The organism is Pedobacter cryoconitis (assembly GCF_003259615.1).
In the GTDB taxonomy this organism is placed as follows: Bacteria; Bacteroidota; Bacteroidia; order Sphingobacteriales; family Sphingobacteriaceae; genus Pedobacter; species Pedobacter cryoconitis.
The window spans coordinates 261,428-280,839 of the sequence record NZ_QLLR01000002.1 but is presented as its reverse complement, the minus strand read 5'-3'; the positions used below and the strand labels follow the sequence as shown (position 1 = coordinate 280,839).

Annotated in this window: 16 protein-coding genes and 2 pseudogenes; 12 read left to right on the top strand and 6 right to left on the bottom strand. The window is 39.7% G+C overall.

Going from position 1 to position 19,412, the window contains the following annotated elements:
- Positions 1–79 precede the first annotated feature (79 nt).
- From LY11_RS04150 to metQ, 5 genes are all read left to right on the top strand, one after another.
- Positions 80–1,024: an NADP-dependent oxidoreductase gene (locus tag LY11_RS04150; protein ID WP_111632466.1), complete on the top strand. Its 945-nt coding sequence runs from the start codon at positions 80–82 to the stop codon at positions 1,022–1,024.
- 109 nt (positions 1,025–1,133) lie between these two features.
- Positions 1,134–2,180 carry an NAD(P)-dependent alcohol dehydrogenase gene (locus LY11_RS04145; RefSeq protein ID WP_111632465.1) on the top strand — a complete coding sequence of 349 codons (1,047 nt, stop codon included), beginning with the start codon at positions 1,134–1,136 and terminating at the stop codon, positions 2,178–2,180.
- A 100-nt stretch (positions 2,181–2,280) separates the two neighbouring features.
- Entirely contained in the window at positions 2,281–3,339 is a 1,059-nt protein-coding gene (gene metN / locus LY11_RS04140) for a methionine ABC transporter ATP-binding protein MetN (RefSeq protein WP_317047976.1), read from the top strand.
- Positions 3,332–3,988 (top strand): methionine ABC transporter permease MetI, encoded by a 657-nt coding sequence (gene metI / locus LY11_RS04135; protein ID WP_111632464.1) that lies wholly within the window; start codon positions 3,332–3,334, stop codon positions 3,986–3,988. The genes metN and metI overlap by 8 nt, the downstream gene beginning before the upstream one ends.
- 85 nt (positions 3,989–4,073) lie before the next feature.
- Complete coding sequence (metQ, locus tag LY11_RS04130; protein WP_211321483.1) at positions 4,074–4,886, top strand: methionine ABC transporter substrate-binding lipoprotein MetQ; 813 nt, start codon at positions 4,074–4,076, stop codon at positions 4,884–4,886.
- 101 nt (positions 4,887–4,987) lie between these two features.
- Here metQ and LY11_RS04125 read toward each other — a convergent pair whose 3' ends face one another.
- From LY11_RS04125 to LY11_RS04100, 6 genes and pseudogenes are all read right to left on the bottom strand, one after another.
- Positions 4,988–5,317 carry a helix-turn-helix domain-containing protein gene (locus LY11_RS04125; protein WP_111632462.1) on the bottom strand — a complete coding sequence of 110 codons (330 nt, stop codon included), beginning with the start codon at positions 5,315–5,317 and terminating at the stop codon, positions 4,988–4,990.
- A 48-nt stretch (positions 5,318–5,365) separates the two neighbouring features.
- Positions 5,366–6,106 (bottom strand): siderophore-interacting protein, encoded by a 741-nt coding sequence (locus LY11_RS04120; protein ID WP_111632461.1) that lies wholly within the window; start codon positions 6,104–6,106, stop codon positions 5,366–5,368.
- Positions 6,103–6,690, bottom strand: a complete 588-nt coding sequence (locus tag LY11_RS04115; RefSeq protein ID WP_111632460.1) for a Crp/Fnr family transcriptional regulator — start codon at positions 6,688–6,690, stop codon at positions 6,103–6,105. Before LY11_RS04115 ends, LY11_RS04120 begins: the two co-directional genes overlap by 4 nt.
- A 78-nt stretch (positions 6,691–6,768) precedes the next feature.
- Positions 6,769–7,439, bottom strand: a pseudogene (gene ribB, locus LY11_RS04110) (3,4-dihydroxy-2-butanone-4-phosphate synthase).
- A 93-nt stretch (positions 7,440–7,532) separates the two neighbouring features.
- A pseudogene (locus LY11_RS04105) lies at positions 7,533–8,075 on the bottom strand (RloB domain-containing protein); the annotation flags it as partial.
- 51 nt (positions 8,076–8,126) lie between these two features.
- Entirely contained in the window at positions 8,127–9,446 is a 1,320-nt protein-coding gene (locus LY11_RS04100; RefSeq protein WP_111632458.1) for an AAA family ATPase, read from the bottom strand.
- A gap of 188 nt (positions 9,447–9,634) precedes the next feature.
- Between LY11_RS04100 and LY11_RS04095 the strand changes: the two genes are divergently transcribed.
- The 7 genes from LY11_RS04095 to LY11_RS04065 all read left to right on the top strand — a co-directional run bounded on the left by LY11_RS04095 (position 9,635) and on the right by LY11_RS04065 (position 19,358).
- Complete coding sequence (locus LY11_RS04095; protein ID WP_111632457.1) at positions 9,635–10,621, top strand: amidohydrolase family protein; 987 nt, start codon at positions 9,635–9,637, stop codon at positions 10,619–10,621.
- A 9-nt stretch (positions 10,622–10,630) separates the two neighbouring features.
- A complete protein-coding gene (locus LY11_RS04090; protein WP_111632456.1) occupies positions 10,631–11,485 on the top strand; it encodes an AraC family transcriptional regulator in 855 nt (284 codons plus the stop codon).
- Positions 11,486–11,542: 57 nt separating this feature from the next.
- Entirely contained in the window at positions 11,543–12,130 is a 588-nt protein-coding gene (locus tag LY11_RS26870) for an imm11 family protein (RefSeq protein WP_211321482.1), read from the top strand.
- A 273-nt stretch (positions 12,131–12,403) separates the two neighbouring features.
- Positions 12,404–13,009: an RNA polymerase sigma factor gene (locus LY11_RS04080; protein ID WP_111632455.1), complete on the top strand. Its 606-nt coding sequence runs from the start codon at positions 12,404–12,406 to the stop codon at positions 13,007–13,009.
- Positions 13,010–13,053: 44 nt separating this feature from the next.
- Complete coding sequence (locus LY11_RS04075) at positions 13,054–14,205, top strand: FecR family protein (RefSeq protein ID WP_111632454.1); 1,152 nt, start codon at positions 13,054–13,056, stop codon at positions 14,203–14,205.
- Between the two features lie 217 nt (positions 14,206–14,422).
- Positions 14,423–17,776: a SusC/RagA family TonB-linked outer membrane protein gene (locus LY11_RS04070; RefSeq protein ID WP_111632453.1), complete on the top strand. Its 3,354-nt coding sequence runs from the start codon at positions 14,423–14,425 to the stop codon at positions 17,774–17,776.
- Between the two features lie 25 nt (positions 17,777–17,801).
- Positions 17,802–19,358: a SusD/RagB family nutrient-binding outer membrane lipoprotein gene (locus tag LY11_RS04065; protein WP_111632452.1), complete on the top strand. Its 1,557-nt coding sequence runs from the start codon at positions 17,802–17,804 to the stop codon at positions 19,356–19,358.
- Positions 19,359–19,412: the final 54 nt, after the last annotated feature.

The following is a 19,412-nucleotide window of genomic DNA, read 5'->3' as shown; positions in this document are numbered from 1 at the left end:
CGTTTTTGAACTTATGGCACGATATATATGGCTAACTAAGGAACAATTCATCTATCATTAAATAACAATTCATCTATCTATGAAAGCAGTTGTAGTCAAAGCATTTAAAGATGCTCCGGAATTAATAGAAACTTTAAAGCCAGTCGTAAAACCCGGATACCTCCTGATTAAATTAAAAGCAGCAGGGCTTAACCCAACGGATTGGCGTATTGCTGATGGAATGCTTGATGGGAAAATGCCACATATATTTCCTATGATATTAGGTGTAGATGGGGCAGGAGTGATTGAAGAGATTGGTGAAGGTGTTAGCCGTTTAAAAGTTGGAGATAAAGTATATGGGCAAATGCTGCATGAACCTGTAGGGGAAGGGACTTACGCGGAATATATTTCAGTACCTGAAAAAGCTATTGTGACTAAAATGCCTCCAGGTTTATCATTTGAGCAGGCAGCAGCATTTCCGGTAGCCGGTATGACTGCTTTTCAACTGGTCAGGGAAATCGGACTGGCTAAAGACAAAACCTTACTGATTGTTGGCGCTACAGGTGGCGTGGGTACATTTGCTACTGTTTTTGCAGCTTTAAACGGCATTAAGGTTTTGGCCACAGCCAGAGGTGGCGAAGCAGAAAGCAGCATTAAAAAAGCAGGGGCAGCTGTTACCTTTGATTATTCAGCAGGAAACCTGGTTGCGCAAGTTAAGGCAGCTTATCCTGAAGGAATTGATGCTTTAATAGACCTGGCAAGTTCTCCGGAAGCATTTGATCAGCTTACCTTACTGGTTAAACCAGCAGGAATTGCTTTAACAACAATCGGATCTGCTGATGCAGAGCAACTAAAAACCAGGAATATTCGCGGTGGTAATTTTGAAGTTAAAGGAAGCGTCGCGCTATTGGAAGGAGTGAGTGAAATGATCGAAGCTGGTCAAATTGAGATCCCTGTTCAAACAATTCCGTTGAGTGCCGCCCCAGAGGCCATTGCTAAAAGCCGGACGGGAAAAGCACTGGGCAAAACAGTTTTTATTATTTAATAGATCAAGGCATCTTGCTGATTCTCGCGAGGCGAACAAAAATATAATGAACAAAATGGCGGTAACTTTTGTCTTTATATTTGTTGTAACACTAAATAATTGAAAAACGATGAAAGCAGTAAAATCCTATGCGGCGCAGAGCGCTGATAAACCACTTGCTCCCTATCAGTTAGACCGTCGTGAGCCAGGTGCTGATGATGTAGAAATCAAAATCTTATACTGTGGTGTATGCCATTCAGATATACATACCGCAAGAAATGAATGGGGAGGATCGATGTACCCTGTTGTTCCAGGACACGAAATTGTTGGGAAAGTAACAAAAGTCGGAAACCAGGTGACCCGTTTTAAAGTTGGGGATACTGTTGGTGTAGGCTGTTTTGTAGACTCTTGTGGCCATTGCAGAAACTGCGAAGAAGACAATGAGCAATATTGTGAAAATGGACATTCACAAACCTATAACTCGCTTTTACAGGATAAAAAAACAATTACGTATGGTGGTTATTCCAGCCATATCGTAGTGACACAGAAATTTGTTTTAAGTGTGTCTGATAAATTACCTCTTGAAAAAGTAGCCCCGTTATTATGTGCAGGAATTACTACTTACTCTCCGTTGAAGCACTGGAATGTTAAAAAAGGAGATAAACTGGCAGTTGTTGGTTTGGGTGGTTTAGGACATATGGCTGTGAAAATTGCCGCTTCAATGGGTGCGGAGGTAACAGTATTAAGCCGTTCTAAAAGTAAAGAAAAAGATGCACAGCAATTAGGTGCACATCATTTTGAGATCACTACTGAAAAGGAAACAATGAAAAAGCTGGCTAATAGCTTTGATTATATCATTGATACGGTATCTGCGGAACATGATTACAATGAATACCTGGCACTATTACGCACCAACGGGGTAATGGTCTTGTTAGGTGTACCGCCTAAACCTTCGGATGTGCAGGCCTTCCAATTGATTGGTGGCCGTCGTAGTCTGGTTGGTTCTTTAGTAGGAGGAATTAAAGAGACTCAGGAAATGCTGGATTACTGCGCGGAACATAATATCACTTCGGATGTAGAAATGATCAATATTGATCAGATCAACGAAGCTTATGAGCGTACGCTTGCCGGTGATGTTCATTACCGTTTTGTGATTGATATGGCCTCCTTGAATTAGGAATTGGTAATTTGAATAATAAATAGAAAAAAGGCACTTTTAGAGTGCCTTTTTTTATATCTCCCTGACAGTTAAAGTCTATAAATATAATAGACTATTGATGATTATTATTACTTTTGCGCCGAACATGATTGTATTAAAAAATATAACTAAACAATTTCATCAGAAAAACAGGGAGATTACGGCCTTGTCGGACGTTTCTCTGACCGTGCCGAAAGGTAAAATCTATGGGGTGATCGGGGCATCAGGCGCAGGAAAAAGCACCTTGATCCGCTGTGTGAATTTGTTGGAAAGACCAACATCTGGTGAGGTTATCGTAGATGGGCTGAACCTGATTGATTTATCACCGGCAGCGCTGGCTAAAGAAAGAAGACAGATCGGTATGATCTTTCAGCATTTCAATCTATTATCCTCCAGAACGGTTTCTGAAAACATTGCTTTTCCTTTGGAGCTCGATAAGATGCCTGCGGCGCAAATACAAGAAAGAGTTGCGGAATTACTGGCCCTGGTTGGGTTAGAAGATAAAGGGAAAGATTATCCTGCTAATTTATCCGGTGGACAGAAACAACGGGTTGCGATTGCCAGGACCCTGGCGAGTAATCCAAAAGTACTGTTATGTGATGAAGCAACAAGTGCTTTGGACCCGGCTACTACAAAGTCTATCCTTACCTTATTAAAAGATATTAATAAAAGGCTGAACATTACGATTTTACTGATTACCCACGAAATGGATGTTGTGAAAAATATCTGTGATGAAGTTGCGGTGATCAGTGCGGGTAAATTAATTGAACAGGGAACTGTCAGCGAAATTTTCGCACATCCAAAAGCAGAACTGACCCGTGAATTTATCGCGTCATCTTTAAAAATAAACATTCCGGAAACGTATCTGGAAAGATTGAGTCCGACGCTGACAGCAGATAAAAAGCCGTTATTAAAACTTGAATTTACCGGGCAGTCGGTAGATGATCCTGTACTTTCACAGGTGAGCAGGTTATTCAATCTCAACAACAATATTATTTACGCACAAATTGAATATGCGGGAGGTGTTAAATTTGGTGCCATGGTAATTGAAGTTTCCGGCGCACAGGAAGATAACCTGAAGGCAATAGCTTATTATGAAGAAAAACAGATCAAAGTGGAGGTTTTAGGGTATGTCTGATGCGATGATTTTAATGATGTTCAAAGGGACATGGGAAACTATAGTGATGACATTTGTCTCGGGCTTTTTTGGTTTTGTAATCGGACTGCCAACCGGGGTCATGCTTTTTCTGACCCGAAAAGGTCAGGTGCTGGAAAACAGAACACTGAATAATGTTGTATCGGTTTTCGTAAACGTTTTCCGCTCTATTCCGTTTATTATTCTGATTGTCTGGATGATCCCTTTTACAAGAATGCTGGTTGGAACTTCTATTGGAATTGAAGCTGCTTTAGTGCCTTTAAGTATTGGTGCAGCACCTTTTATTGCCAGAATGGTAGAGAATAGCCTAATAGAGGTACCGGGTGGACTGGTTGAGGCTGCAAGGGCGATGGGGGCAACTCCTTTTCAAATCGTTTATAAGGTATTATTACCTGAAGCGCTGCCTTCACTAATTAATACAGCTTCGATTACTTTAATCACGCTTGTTGGTTATTCAGCAATGGGTGGTGCAGTTGGTGCGGGTGGTTTAGGACAGATCGGTTATCAATATGGATATGTGGGGTATGATGTACTGGTGATGAACACGGTATTGATCGTGCTGGTTGCGCTGGTTTTTGCGATCCAGTTTACCGGAGATTTCCTGGCTAAACGTGTAGACCACAGGAAATAAGTCAGGATTACGGCCTTAAGAATCTAGTCTGCATTAAAGAATAATTAATACTTTCAAAAAAAAACAACAATATATACTGATGAAAATGAAAATCAATTTACTGGCAGCTGTAGCTATAATCGCTTCAGTATCCTTGTTCAGCTGCGGCGGAGGTGCTAAAAAGAGCGACCCGAACCATATTAAAGTAGGTGTAGAATCAGGACCGGAATTTGCAGTGGCTGAGGCTGCTCAGAAAGTTGCCAAAGAGAAATTTGGACTGGACGTGGAATTGGTACAATTCAATGACTTCGTCATGCCGAATGAAGCGTTAAGCCAGGGTGATCTGGATGTAAATGTATTCCAGAATAAACCTTACCTGGATGTACAGACTAAGCAACGTGGTTATAAATTTGCAATTCAGGGCAATACTTTCGTTTTCCCATTGGCAGGTTATTCTAAAAAAATTAAGAAAATAGAAGAGTTAAAAGAAGGAAATACGATTATCATTCCTAATGATCCAACTAATGGTGGCCGCGCTTTACTTCTTTTACAAAAATCAGGCTTACTGAAATTAAAAGATGGCGTAGGACTGTTGCCTACTGTAAATGACATCATCGACAATCCTAAAAAGTTGAAAATTGTTGAGCTGGAAGCCCCTCAATTGCCAAGAGCAATGGATGATCAGAATGTGACCATTGCAATCATTAACAATACTTTCGCTACTTCCGTAGGCTTAATTGCGGACCGTGACGGGCTGATTGTAGAAGATAAGAAATCACCTTATGTAAATATCATTGTATCCAGAGAAGATAACAAGGATGAGGAAAAGATCAAGAAATTTGTAAAGGCCTTTCAATCGGACGAGGTAGCGGAAGCTGCTGCTAAGATATTCAAAGGTGGTGCTGTTAAAGGCTGGTAAGAACCGGCCTGGCAAACTATAATTAAAGCCTTTAAATAAAACGGTTGTCTGCTTAAAAACAGGCAGCCGTTTTTTATGAATAGTGTGGTCAATCAAGCTGGCTAATTCATTTTGACCTTTCCGGGAGAGATCCCGAATTTCTTACTAAAAGCAGTACTGAAATGTTGTACAGAAGAATAACCCATGTTTTCTGAAATCACTTTGATGGCAAGCCCGGAAAGTAACTGCTCTTTTGCTTCCGTAAGTTTAACTTCACTCAGGTATCCAAATACCGTGGTATCAAATAATTCCTTAAAGCCATTCTTTAACTTAAATTCATTAATCCCGGCTATTTTGGCCAGTTCTGCTAAGGAAGGTGGGGTATGAATGTTTTTAGTCAGGTATTCCCTGGCATAATGGATACAGTCTATTTCATAAGGTGATTTCAGCACCGATGGAAATTCAGCAGCAGTTAGGGGGCTGGAAAATCAAAAGCTAAACTAGCTTTCACTGATACCTGCTGTCCAATAAACTGTTGCCTTTAATTCAGTTTTATCTAATTGTAGTTCGTCTTTCGCATACGTGCGGATGTCTTTAATTATGTTTGATTCTGCAGCCGCCCAAAGTAACCGGGGCTCAAAGCCGGGAGCCGGAAGCCTGGTTGCCTTAATGGCATCAAAGAGTAAGGTTGATTCTGCTGCGGGTATGCCTTTCCTGGTCAACCATTGAATACGGACAGCAGAGCGGGTATGGATAGTAAAAATATCTGCACTGCTGTCTGCTTCTAAAAAGGCGAATCCTCTGGTACTTTCTGGTAAGGCCTCCAGAATAGCGGCAATAGCCGGAATTGCGGTTTCATCCCCGGCTAAAAGATACCAGTCGGCGGGATTAAATCCTCTGCCTGGTTTCATACCGATACCAAGTTCGTCTCCGATTTTAGCTTTCATGGCCCAGGCACTTCCGGGGCCATTGTCTCCATGAAGCAAGAATTCAATTTCCAGTTCTCCTGTTTCTATATTCAGGTTTCTGATGGTATAAGTCCGGCGGACAGGCTCCTGATCTTTTTGCGGAATAAGTATTTTAAGGTTAACACCAGGTTCCATATCAACGGCAGTTTTGAAGATCTCATCCTGAAAGGTGAAACATCTTAAATGCGGAGTAATATCTCTGATGGCGGTAACTTTGGTAAGTGTACGTATAATTTGTTTTTGTGGCGTTTGTTCTTCTGCTGCTGAATTCATTGTTTACTGTTTAATAATTTGTGCTTAAGGCGGCTCAGGGCTTCCTGAGAAATGCCTAAATAATTCGCAACCATTCGATTGGAAAGACGTTGCAAAATGGTTGGGTATTCGGCAATCAGCGACTGGTATCTTGTTGTAGCATCCATTGTAATAAAACTCATCAGCCTTTTGGTATTGGTTACATAGGCAGCTTCGAGGTAACTTCTGTAAAATTTCCCCCACTCTGGAACCTGATCGAGCAGGGTATAGAAATCCTCCCTCGCAATATATAATACCTCTGTTTTCTCCAGTGCCTGAATGTTTTCCTGCGAAGGTTGCTGACTGATAAAGCCTGTTAAACCAGTGGCAAAATTGTTTTCAAAAGCCAGGTAACGGGTCGCTTCAGCGCCATCGGCTTGCAGAAAATAAATCCGCAGACAGCCACTCTTTACAAAATACATCCTTTTAGAAGACTCTCCTTCAGCGAGTAAAACCTCCTCTTTATCTACTTGCTGTTCTTTGAAATAGGAAAGGACAGTATCCAGATTAGGTTGGCTAATGGTTATTCTCTTTAAAATACAGTCGGACAGGGCTTGTTTGTACATCGTTATGGATTAGATATACTTTCAAAAGTCGCAACTTTTAACTGATTTATGTTGAATTCTCCATATTCTTTAAACAGGTTAATATAAAATGGCTTGTTTTTCAGGTTGTAATTCCGATTGGCTGCGGTACTGGGCTATATCTTCAATTGAAACGACTGTGAACTCATGAGAAATGGCAAATTCACTAGTTTCTCTCAGGCGTGACATAGTACCGTCGGCATTCGTAAGCTCACAAAGTACTGCAGCAGGGCTTAGCCCGGAAAGCTGCATCAAATCTACACTGCCTTCGGTATGGCCGCGCCTGCCAAATACCCCTGCTTCATTGGCTATTAAAGGGAATACGTGACCCGGTCTGGACAGGTCTTCTGGTAGGGCATGAGGCTGGATAGCGGTTTGAATGGTATGTAACCTATCTGCTGCGGATACGCCTGTAGTGACTCCGGTGGCTGCTTCAATGGAGACTGTAAATGCAGTTTGATAACGGCTTGTATTTTGGTTACCATGGGGGTTAATTCCAGTGAACCGGCTTTTTCGGGGGTAAGACATAGGCACACTATCCCACTGCAGGAGCGGATCATGAGTGCCATATCTTTAACGGACATCTTTTCTGCTGAAAAAATCAAATCGCCTTCATTTTCCCGGTTTTCGTCGTCAACTAGTAAAATTCCTTTTCCTGCTTGTAAATGAGTGATTGCTTTGTTTACTCTTTCTTTATGATCTTTACCAAAATAGGTTAGATAGCTATTCATAACTGTAATTTGTTTTGAGGCAAATTTCAGTGGTGTTTACTTGTAAAACATTGATGTAGATCAAAAAAAGGAAAGCTTAATTAATAGCTCTTATCAGATGTTGATGCCCAGAAGACTAAATATCTTATAAAGTTCAACTTTTGCTTGTTCAGGGGTTTCAATATCAAAATTACCTCTTTTCGTTGCATTGTTTATTCCTGTCTTCAAATAAGGTTTTAGTCTTTGGTATATATCGGGATTGCTGCGCACAAAATATTTTTCTGACTTTTCATAGGTTTTTAGTGGATCGTTGTTTTTTAGTTCCTTTCCAACAGGATCACATTCTCTGAAATACTTGCCACTATTCTTCACATGCATCAAAAACCAAAATTCAAGGCAAGGGGTGTTGATCAGAAGGTGGATTCTTTCAATGCTTGCAGCTTCTTTTTGATACTTCTTTAATTCTGGGATTTTTCCCTCGGAGATAACTACATCAAGATCAACGATCCAAATTGATAAATCATAAATCCTGGCATTCGTCTTTACCAACTCAAACTGTTCGAAAAGAGTTTTCTTTTTGGGAAGTTCAGGCTGAATAGATATTCCGTGCAGTGTCTCATTTTTCCTCAACATTTGTAAGTACCAAAGTTCAGTTTCTCCATCTACAACGAAGGAAAAGGTCTTTCTCCCTAAGCCTTTTTTGTACCACTAACTCTCATTATCGAAATCCAGATAATAATCCTCCAATTGCGGTACTGCACCAAGTTTGCCTGATTTGTATGCATTGAATACAGATGTAGTATCCCGGATAACACTTGAATCGAAATCACTTAATGCGTAAAGTTCCATACTGCCATTTGATTTTTTTTCTGTGAACCATATGGCATCATTCCGAAATATATCTCTTTCCATCAGTAGTTCCCGGTAATGGGTAGTCGCTATGATTTGGGAATTCTTGACATTGACCAGGAATAACAGAAGAAAATGCTTTAATAGTTCTGGGTGTAGTGAAGATTCCAGCTCATCAATTAAGACCACACTACTTTTTCCAAGTATCTGATCTAATAGGCCACTGAATTGAAAGTATCGCTGCGTCCCTTCTGATTCTTGTGTATATGGCAATATATAACTATCAGTGTTATCACCATTCAACACTGAATGGCAGAACCCAATTTCAAGTTGATCCAGAGAGTCGGGAAAAGTAGAGTTTATTAGCTTATTACCAATTTGTTTACGGAGAATACTAATGACTCCAAGCATGCTCGCATCATAATCCGTTTTTCTTTTTTCAATAGCTAAGTCAGTAATCTTAAAGTCTGCTTTTTGAAGAAATTTAACAATGTGATCTTTGTTAATCCCTTTATCTTCAAGTCCTTCATTGATAGAATCACTGAGGTCTGTTTTAGGGGTAATCATCTTTCTAAGTACTTTACTGAACCAGTCAGTTACATCCCTGAGTTCAGGAGAATCTATGTTTGACTTTAGAAAGCCGCTTAATACAGGGTTATTCCATAATGTATTTGCCTCTAGAATTTCCTCCTGGGTCCGTTTCAGTTTTGCTTTAGAACCAAATTTAATTTCAGTTAGTTGTTTCTCAATGTTTGTTTTACGTTTATAAATCAAAGATTTGTTGGGAGAATAAAATTCAAGCTTTTCAAAAGTAACGGCCTTTTTCGTGAAAGCAATTTCATAACTGTATTTGATTCCGTTTTGGAAAAAGATCAATTCAAATTTTGTTTCCTGGGACGGAGTTAATGCATTAAATAAAAATGGAATATGATTTAATAAGGTTTGTTTCTGAGAGGGTGATTCGATAATTAACGATCTTAAGGAATCTAAAGCTTTTAGTATGGTAGTTTTTCCTGAGCCATTTGCACCATAGATTAACCCCAGCTTTAATAATCTTTGCCCTGGAGCAGGTTCAATAACAAAGTATTTCTCCAGATCCTGAGATTTCTCAGCTTCAAAAGATAATGTAACTTTATCTTTTATACTTCTGAAATTTGTTATGGAAAAGCTTGAAATCATGATTTTTTCCTATTATTTGTAAGTCGATTACAAATATAGGCAATGATTAACTCTGATTATTGATCTTATTAAAAGTTTTATTATCTAAAATAAAAATCTAAATAAGCCTGAATAGTGCTATAGTTGCCATTAATAATGCATTGCGGGCTAAATATTTAATATCTTCCTTTGTCTATAATCTAAAGTATATGAGGATAGTTACACTTGAAGAACACATTTCTTTTCCGGAAATGGCAGACCAGATACCTAAAGATGCTTTAGGGAATTTTGGTCAGTCGGAAGTGATGCAGCGCCTTGCGCCAAAACTGGCAGATATTACTCAGGATCGTTTGAAGTCAATGGATGATCATGGGATTACAATGCAGGTACTATCTGTGGATAGTTCGGGTGCTAATCTCTTAAGTCCACAGGCAGGCCCCGCTTTTGCCAGTCAGTATAATGACCTGATCGCAGCAAGGATTGCGGGTTTTGAGGATCGGTTTACAGCATTTGCCCATTTGCCAATGACAGCTCCTCTTGCAGCTGCTGATGAATTAGAACGGGCAGTTACTGAACATCACTTTCGTGGCGCTATGATTCGGGGACTGACACAAGACCAGTTTTTAGACCAGCCTCAATTTGCACCAATATTTGAACGGGCAGAGAAGCTGGATGTTCCAATTTATCTTCATCCTGGATTACCTCCAAAAGGAATAGCTGATATCTATTATAGCGGGTTGCCCAATCATTCCGGTATGGCAGAAGCGCTGGCATGTTATGGTTGGGGATGGCACTCAGAAACTGCGCTGCATGTTTTACGTTTGTTATTCTCAGGTATTTTCGATGAATATCCTAAGTTAAAATTGATTATTGGCCATATGGGAGAAATGCTGCCCATGATGATGGCAAGATCCGAGAAAGCATTTAAACCGGGAAACGGAGGAGCTAACCAGCGTTCGCTTACGGATACCTTTCACCAGCAGGTCCATATCACGACCAGTGGTTTTTTTACGCAGCCCCCATTAAGAATTGCTTTAGATACTTTTGGGATTGATCATATCATGTTTTCTATCGATTATCCGTTTAGTACAAACGAAATGGGGATTGAATTTTTGAAGGGGATTGACCTTCCGCAGGAGCAGGTAGCGAAAATTGCGCATGGTAATGCAGATAAATTATTGAAATTAACGTCGTAATTTACAGGGATGAAAAGTATTCCGGTAGATCAGTTACAACATAAGACCAGTGCAGGTGTGCAGGTCAAGGTTTTCCTGTCGGATGATAAACAGCAAAATAACGCACAAGTTGCCCACCGGGATGATCATTATATTTTTTTCCTGCTGACAAAAGGCTCGGGAACTGTAAAGGTCGATTTGCAAAATATAATGGTAACCGCGGGGCAACTTTATTATATATTACCTTCGCAAATACACTACCGGATCAAAGCTAACCAGGCTGAAGGATGGTTTCTTGCAATAGATACCGCATTAATTGCTGCGGATTTCAAAGCTGTTTTTGAGCGGGGGCAAAATTTACAAGTTCCTTGCGATCTGACGGATTACGAATTAAAGCAGTATGCTAGTCTGCTCGGTCTTTTGCGGAATGAATTTATTGAACGCACAGATGATAAATATTATTTGCCGGTTATTCATACCCTTGTCCAATCATTTTTGGCAATGGCGGCGAGTACTTATGATGGTTTGGAACCGGTCGCAAATAAACATACCCGGTCAGCCGGACTTGCCCGTCAATTTAAAGACTTGTTAGCGGAACATAGCCATACCATCAAGAATCCGTTAGCTTATGCTTCAAAGCTTAACGTTTCACCAGGTTATTTAAATGAAGCTATAAAGAGTGTTACCGGATCAACGGTAACTTACTGGATTCAACAGGAAATTTTCAGTGAAGCCAAACGTTTGCTGTACCATACGGATGCCACTGTAAAACAAATCGCACAGGAATTGGGCTATATGGATTACTCTTATTTTTGCCGTTCGTTTCGCAAAGCATCAGGATTGTCCCCTTTACAATTCAGAATACTCAACGGGAAGTCTTCTTAAACGATTTCCATTTCTGCCAGCTATTTGATAAGTTTAGATTTTCAGATTATTCCGTTTATGAGATATTTTAAGTTAAATCCAAACGTTACCAGTAAAAAATGGAAAGGAATTGTCAACATTGGTGAGTTGCGTTATAAAAATAAGGAGCTGGATGAGGTTGAACTTGCTGAGCAAAAAGAAGAAATCACATTAGCTCCATTGCATTATGAAGTGTTGGTTGCCGGGAAAATTTCTCCTGTAAATACAATAGGAGCTGAATTTCTGGTGTTTGATGGAACAATTCCCAGACTTGAAACCCTGCATACATCCGGAGTGCAATATTTGCCTTTATTAAACAAAGAGCTAAAACATCAGTATATACTGATGCATGTTTTTAATCATATTGATTGTGTGGATTGGACTTTGTCTGATTACGAGCCCTGGCCCGAAGCGGAGGAAGTAAAAGATTGGCAGAATCCAAGAGGCAAATTCTTTTTTAAGCCTGTGCTGATTCGGAACAAAATCCCTGAACAACTGCATGTATTCCGTTTAAAAGAATGGGATGGTGCATTTAATATGATTGTTTCAGAGGAATTTAAACAAGCCATATTATCCCTTAGTTTTGATCACTCATTTTTGGAATTCCATTCGTTATCTATTCATTAGGTAATGAATAGCAGTGAATATCCTTCTGGATAATTAACACAAACGTTTGTGTAGTCTTTTTTTATTTTTCCTCTTTCTACAGTACTTAAATATCTATACATTAGGTATAAATCAGGTCTTTGTATGAACGGTATCTGAGGTGCGAATTTTATTGATAAGTTAATATTCAATTAATCGCAGGAGCCTACTTTTGCGGTTTAAAATTAGTCCACGCACAGTTACCATTTAAATAAGAGAAGATTAAAATGTCAGTTACTTTAAGCCATTCAGGAAATGACCAAACCGTTTGAAAGTGATTTTTTTTATCTTCTTGCCTTAGACAGAAATAAGGCATTCGAAAAACTATTTGAAGAATTCTGGCAGCCTTTATATAGAAAGGCTTATAGTAAGGTGCAGTCTGAAGATCTGGCAAAGGATTTAGTACAGGAAGTCTTTATAGCCTTTTGGGATAACCTGGATAACTTAACAGCTGATTATAACATTCCGGCTTATCTGCATGGTATTTTACGGAACAAAACGCTTAAGGTTTTTGAAAAAGATGCCGTGCGTTTAAAATATGCTTTAGAAAGCTGTCCTGTAGATTTTCCAGTAGATTTTTGCGCACATGAAATGCTTTTAGGTAAAGAACTTCAATTAATTATTGAGAGTGAAGTAAACCGGATGCCTTCGAGAATGAAAGAGATTTACGCTTTAAAGAAGGATGATGATTTCTCCATTAAGCAGATTGCAGAAGAATTGGGGCTTTCAGAACAAACAATTAAGAACCAGTTGCAAAATGCATATAATCGTTTAAGGTCTAAATTAAGAGAATACAACCCGAATTTAGTGGGCTTATCGGTTGTTTTGATAAAAATCATATTTTATTTTAAATCCTTATAGTACTTTCTGGTTCCTGAACGGATAGATAAGAAACAAAGCTTATTTTGAACCCGGAACAATTTAGAATTCTGATCGCCAAATACAACAGCAATACAGCAACAGCAGCAGAAAGAGCGCTGGTGGAAAACTGGTATGAACAAATCAGTGATAATGAAATTTCGCCGGAAGCGGCTGATTTAAAGGAACAGCTTTATCGTGGGATTAAAAAACACACAGCAGCTAATCAGCAGCCAGTCCAGGCATCCTTAACTTTATTAAAAAGAAGAAAATTATATCCATGGATTGCCTCAGCTGCGGTGCTGTGTATCGTATTTAGTATTGCTGTTCTTTATTTGAAACCCGTAACACACATCAATAAGAACTTAGTTTCTTCAAAACAAATCAATCAGATTTATCCAGGAACAAATAAGGCTATCTTAACGTTAGCCGATGGCAGTAAAATCAGCCTTTCTGATGCCGGAAACGGCCAGCTTGCTAAACAGGCTGGAGTAATGGTGACGAAAACGAAAAATGGCGGTTTAGTTTACCGGGTTACCGGGGACGATCCAACAGCTCCTAAGTACAATACCATTTCTACGCCACGTGGCGGACAATATCAGCTGCTGCTTGCTGATGGTACAAAAATATGGCTGAATGCCAATTCTTCTTTGACTTTTCCTACCGCATTTCCGGGGGCTACACGTAAAGTTCAACTGAAAGGGGAAGCTTATTTTGAAGTGGCAAAGGATAAGTCCAAAGCATTTTTTGTAGAAACCGCGCAAACGCAGGTTCGGGTTTTAGGAACACATTTCAATATTATGGCTTATGCAGAAGAGAATGCTCAGCAGACTACTTTGCTGGAAGGATCAGTTGAATTGAGTAAAGGGATCGAAAAATCAATATTAAAACCTGGACAACAGGCAAGGACAGTCGGTTCTTCGGGTCAGATCAGTGTACGGGATCTTGAAAATGCGGATGAGGCAATTGCATGGAAAAACGGATATTTCCAGTTTGAAAAATCTGATCTCCATTCTTTAATGCGGCAAATTTCAAGATGGTATGCGACCGATGTGATTTATAAGGGAACAATGCCTAAAAAAGAATATTCAGGTAAGATTCCAAGAAGTGTTAATGTGAAAACATTACTGGATATGCTTGCGTATTCTGGCATTCACTGCCATATAGAAAACAATAAAATTGTAGTTAGTCAACGCTAAAAAAATTACCAGCTCAAATATTAATGAACCTCTTTTAAACCCCGCTATATGAAATAGGATTACTCTGAATCTTCTTTAAAACGGTTAACCCATAAAAAAGCGGGAAGTGTTCGAACCACTCCCCGCCAAATATCGGGCTTAACTCCTTATGGACCAAAGGTCCATATCCGTAAAAAAATTATCCAAGCAATAATGATTTAAAACCCAAGCGCAATTTATGAATTTTAGTGCATTCTTTAAGACTGTACCACGAATACAGTTCAAATCTTCTCAATTCTTATTAGTGATGAAACTATTTGTAATCCTGCTGTTTACAGGCCTGATGCAGGTTCATGCCAATGTTTACAGCCAAAAAATCACACTCAGGCAAAAAAATGTTTCTATAGAAACTGTACTGAAAGCGATAGAAAAGCAAAGTGATTATTTGTTTTTATATGATAATCTTGAAGTTGCCGGCACTGCCAGGGTTTCTATCGATATCAACCAGGGTACGATAGAACAGGTGCTGGAATCCTGCCTGAAAAATCAACCTTTAACCTATAAGATTTTTCAAAAAAACATTGTACTCAAAGGGAAAGTACAGGTGATTGAAAATGTAGTTTCAGATCCTGTTAAAGGAAAAGTTACGGATGAAAATGGCTTGCCGATTACTGGCGCAAGTGTTTTAATCAAAGGAACCAAAGTAGGGGCGATGACAGATAGCAATGGTAATTTTAGCCTTAATGCGCCAAAAGGAGCCACGCTTGTGATTTCTTTTATTGGCTTTGGTGCACAGGAGATCGTTGTGGGCAATGCGCAGCAATACACAATTTTGCTGAAACCAGAAGAAAATAAGTTAACTGAGGTAGTGGTTACTGCTTTAGGGATCAAACGTTCTGAAAAGTCTTTGGGCTATGCCGTTCAAAAAGTATCTGGTAAAGAGCTGCAAACGGTTAAGGGCGTTGATATTGGAACTTCCTTAACGGGTAGAGTAGCAGGTTTAGTCGTGAAAAATTCTACAGAGTTTAATGCCAGACCGACACTTGAACTTCGGGGGGAGGCTGCTATTCTGGTAGTTGACGGTGTGGATTATGATAATTTAACCCTGCGGGATATTCCTACGGACGATATCGAAAGTATAGATATTTTGAAAGGCCCTACGGCCTCAGCCTTGTATGGTGCAAGAGCAAAAGGTGGGGTATACTTGATTACAACCAAAAAAGGTGCTGCTGGAAAAGGATTTTCTGTAGATGTGAACAGCAATACCATGTTCCAGCTGGGCTATCTGGCTATTCCAAAAGTTCAGAGTTCTTACGCGCGTGGTGATAATGGAAATCTAAACAATGACTATGTATGGGGGCCAAAGCTGGATATCGGGAAAACAGGAAGAGACTGGAATCCGGTGACCAAACAGTTTGAAGATAATATGCCTTTACGTTCTGTGGGTAAGGATAACCTGAAGAATTTTACCCGTACAGGAATTATTGCCAATAACAATATTACGATTGCACAGACCGGTGAAAATGGAAGTTTTAAAATTGGTTTGAACCATGTTTACAATAAGGGACAGTTTCCAAATCAGACTTTGAATATGATCAATTTAACTTCTGGTGGTGAAATTAAGATCAATGATAAGTTTAAGATAGAAAGTCATTTTGGTCTGAGCCGCCGTACAGCTCCGCAGGTATGGGGTGGAGGTTATCAAAATCAGGGATATTTATATCAGCTGGTCATGTGGACGGGTACCGAATATGATATCAGGGATTATAAAGATTATTGGAAAGTACCTAATCAGACTCAAAACTGGATGTATACGAACTGGTATGATAATCCTTATTTGATTGCGAATGAGAAGCTGGATGCCATTCAGGAGAATACCGTAAATGCGAGTCTGACTGCAAATTATAAGATTACATCAGACCTGAATTTAATGCTTCGCCTGGGGTACGACAATTACAGTAACCGCGAAACAATGCGTAACCCTACGGCAAATATTTACTCTACCCGCGGGGGATGGGATGCTAAAGGAATGTATAGTATCAATAATACAAAGGGATACAGTACGAGTAATGACTTGATCTTATCTTATAATAAAAGAATTAATCAATTCTCTTTTGAAACACTCGCCGGTGGAAACTTTTTCCATAAAGAGGATGAAGGTTTATATGCGGTAACTAAGAACGGATTAATTTCACCAACTTATTTTTCTTTGAACGGTTCCATTGAACCCCCCCGTGTAACACCGTATTTTTCACCTAAAGAATCGAGCAGCTTATATGCAAGGGCAGCGGTAGGATGGAATGATGCTGTGTTTTTAGATTTTACGGGACGTAATGATTGGATCTCTACACAGCCAAAGGCTACGGGTTCTTATTTATATCCTTCAGTAGGTTCAAGTGTTGTTATTTCACAGCTGACCAAATTACCGGAAGTAATAGATATGTTTAAAATCAGGGGGTCGTTTGCAGTCTTTAAAACACCAGCAGGTATTTTTGAAACCAATACGGTTTACAAGACTAACAGTGCTGCATGGGGCAATTTAAATAGTGCAAGTTATCCGTATAAGTTATCTGGAGCGAGTGATATCCTGCCAAGTTCTCAGCGTACCTGGGAGATTGGTGCTGCGGGTTATCTGTTTAAAAAACGATTACATTTTGATGTAGCTTATTTCAATAAGTATTATTATAACCAGCAGACCAATGCAAAATTGCCAGCTACTTCTGGATTTGCAACGACTCTGGTGAATACGCAGGAAACTTTCACGCGCCGCGGACTTGAAATTACAGTGGATGGTTCTGTGTTGAAGAGCAGGGATTTTGAATGGTATTCTACAGTGAACTGGGCGAACCAGCACCGGTATTATGATCAGTTGGATCCTGTTTATTCAAAAGATAACCAGTGGGTGAAAAAAGGGCAGCGTTTAGATACTTATACAGCTGGCTACTGGCTGACAGATCCTTCGGGCAATGTAATCAACAATAACGGGATTCCTGTGAGCAGTGATTATGATAAAAAATATGGGTATAGTGAGCCTGATTTCAGTTTCGGTTTCATCAATAATTTTACCTATAAAAACTGGATGCTGGGTATCAATATTGACGGCAGGATCGGTGGATTGATGTACAATTATATCTATGATAAAATGTGGGATTCTGGTACGAATCCGGAATCTGATAATAAATACCGCTATGATCAGGTAGTCAATGGATTAAATAATTATGTAGGCAAAGGTGTAAAGGTTATTTCCGGAGCAGCTACTTATGATAAGTATGGAAATATAACGAGTGATACACGGAAGTACGCGCCAAATGATGTGCAGGTAGGTTACCAGGATTTTGCGCAGAATTACAGAGGTGGCGATATGGGGATTCAAAGTGCTTCTTTCATCAAGCTCCGGGAAGTTTCATTAGGCTATAAAGTTCCGGCTTCTTTTACCCATAAACTGGGTGTTAAATCAGCCTCTCTAGCGCTGACAGGACAGAATTTATTCATGTGGACTAAATTCAAATATTCAGATCCTGATGTCAATAAAGAAGATTTGAATTCACCTTCTATGCGAATGGTTGGATTTAATTTAAGAGTAGGGTTTTAAGGAACATTTTTTAAAGAAAGATAGCATGAAGATTTTAAAATATATGATATTATTTGCCGGTTTAACTGTTGTTGCCGGTGGTTGCCAGAAGTACGAAGAAATCAACACCAATCCGAACGCGACGACCCAGGTCAATTCGTCTATGTTGGCTACAACCTTGATTTTGAACATTACCAGGAATTCAATCAGCACGCAGAAGTCCTTTATGCAACCTTTTTTGTTAGGTAAATACCTAACCTGGGGTGAAGGACAGGAAAGTTATCAGTATAATAAATTAGGCAGAACTGATTTTGATTCGGTGAAGGTGCTGAGAAATATTCCGCCGATGCTTAAATATGCAACGAGCGATGGACTGAAAAAGTCTTATGAGGGATTAGGCCATTTTATCAGCGCCTATCAGTTTTTTATCAATACGATGCAAGTGGGCGATATGCCATATTCTGAGGCAAACAAGGGAGAGTCGGATCGTATTTTACAACCCAGATATGATACGCAGAAGGCGGTTTTCATAGGTATATTAAAAGAGTTGGATCTGGCGAATGAGCTGTTTGCTGCTGGGGCTAATTTTGAGGGTGATCCTGTTTATGGAGGGAAAACTGATAGCTGGCGCAGACTGGCCAATAGTTTTGAGCTCCATGTGCTGTTGAATTTATACAAAAAAACAGGTGACGCGGATTTGAAAGTTATAGAACGTTTTAAGGATATTGTAACTAACCGTCCGCTGATGCGTGATTATAAAGACAATTTTGCTTTAAGTTATACAGGAATGGCTGGTCAGAATTATCCTTGGTCTGATGTTCCGGCTGGTTCAGGAAATCCTTTTGTGAAATCAAATTATACGATGTTAACAAATGTGCTGATTGATCCTTTGAAGGCTTTGAAAGACAGGAGGTTGTTCTACTTTGCAAAACCTTCACCTGTGAAATTAACGGCTGGTTTAGCGGCTTCAGATTATAATGCTTATGTAGGGGTAGAGCCTTCAAATGCTTTTACTACACTGCAAACAACCAGGGGCAGTAAGGATTATTCTGATTTGAATAACAGGTATCCTCAACTGGTAAATGCCGAGCCAGTTAGTGTTTTCAGCTATTGGGATTTACAATTTGTTTTGGCAGAGGCGACGGTAAGGGGCTGGATTGGCGGTACTGCTGCGCAGACTTATTATGCTGCGGGAATTACCAATTCCATGAAGTTTGTTGCTGTGAATACACCGGATCTTGCAGATTATCATCATAATATGAAAATGGACGATGCTTATATTAATACATATCCTGCTTCGGCAGAGGTGGTTTTAAGTGGTTCAGATCAGCAGCAGATCGGGCAGATTATCACGCAGAAGTACCTGGCTAATTTCTTACAGGGAAGTAAATTTATCGCTTGGTTTGAAAACCGGAGAACGGGATACCCGGTTTTTAAACTCAATGCTTCAACGAGTTTAAATATTCCTTCTTCTAATTTTCCGGTTCGCTGGTTTTATCCTTCGGCAGAGCTGGATTATAATGCGGCCAATGTGACCGCGGCCATTGCGGGTCAGTACAATGGAAGTGATGATAATAACCAGCTGATGTGGATCTTGAAATAATCCGCTCTGGATCTTGAAATAATTTAATTAAAGGCTATCATTTGATAGCCTTTT

Bases quoted from the DNA above. Each gene is read 5' to 3' on its own strand.
- metI (WP_111632464.1), top strand. From the start codon at position 3,332: ATGTCTGATGCGATGATTTTAATGATGTTCAAAGGGACATGGGAAACT.
- LY11_RS04115 (WP_111632460.1), bottom strand. From the start codon at position 6,690: ATGTACAAACAAGCCCTGTCCGACTGTATTTTAAAGAGAATAACCATT.
- LY11_RS04100 (WP_111632458.1), bottom strand. From the start codon at position 9,446: ATGATTTCAAGCTTTTCCATAACAAATTTCAGAAGTATAAAAGATAAA.
- LY11_RS04070 (WP_111632453.1), top strand. From the start codon at position 14,423: ATGAATTTTAGTGCATTCTTTAAGACTGTACCACGAATACAGTTCAAA.
- LY11_RS04095 (WP_111632457.1), top strand. From the start codon at position 9,635: ATGAGGATAGTTACACTTGAAGAACACATTTCTTTTCCGGAAATGGCA.
- metQ (WP_211321483.1), top strand. From the start codon at position 4,074: ATGAAAATCAATTTACTGGCAGCTGTAGCTATAATCGCTTCAGTATCC.
- LY11_RS26870 (WP_211321482.1), top strand. From the start codon at position 11,543: ATGAGATATTTTAAGTTAAATCCAAACGTTACCAGTAAAAAATGGAAA.
- LY11_RS04090 (WP_111632456.1), top strand. From the start codon at position 10,631: ATGAAAAGTATTCCGGTAGATCAGTTACAACATAAGACCAGTGCAGGT.
- LY11_RS04120 (WP_111632461.1), bottom strand. From the start codon at position 6,106: ATGAATTCAGCAGCAGAAGAACAAACGCCACAAAAACAAATTATACGT.
- metN (WP_317047976.1), top strand. From the start codon at position 2,281: ATGATTATTATTACTTTTGCGCCGAACATGATTGTATTAAAAAATATA.
- LY11_RS04145 (WP_111632465.1), top strand. From the start codon at position 1,134: ATGAAAGCAGTAAAATCCTATGCGGCGCAGAGCGCTGATAAACCACTT.
- LY11_RS04150 (WP_111632466.1), top strand. From the start codon at position 80: ATGAAAGCAGTTGTAGTCAAAGCATTTAAAGATGCTCCGGAATTAATA.
- LY11_RS04080 (WP_111632455.1), top strand. From the start codon at position 12,404: ATGACCAAACCGTTTGAAAGTGATTTTTTTTATCTTCTTGCCTTAGAC.
- LY11_RS04065 (WP_111632452.1), top strand. From the start codon at position 17,802: ATGAAGATTTTAAAATATATGATATTATTTGCCGGTTTAACTGTTGTT.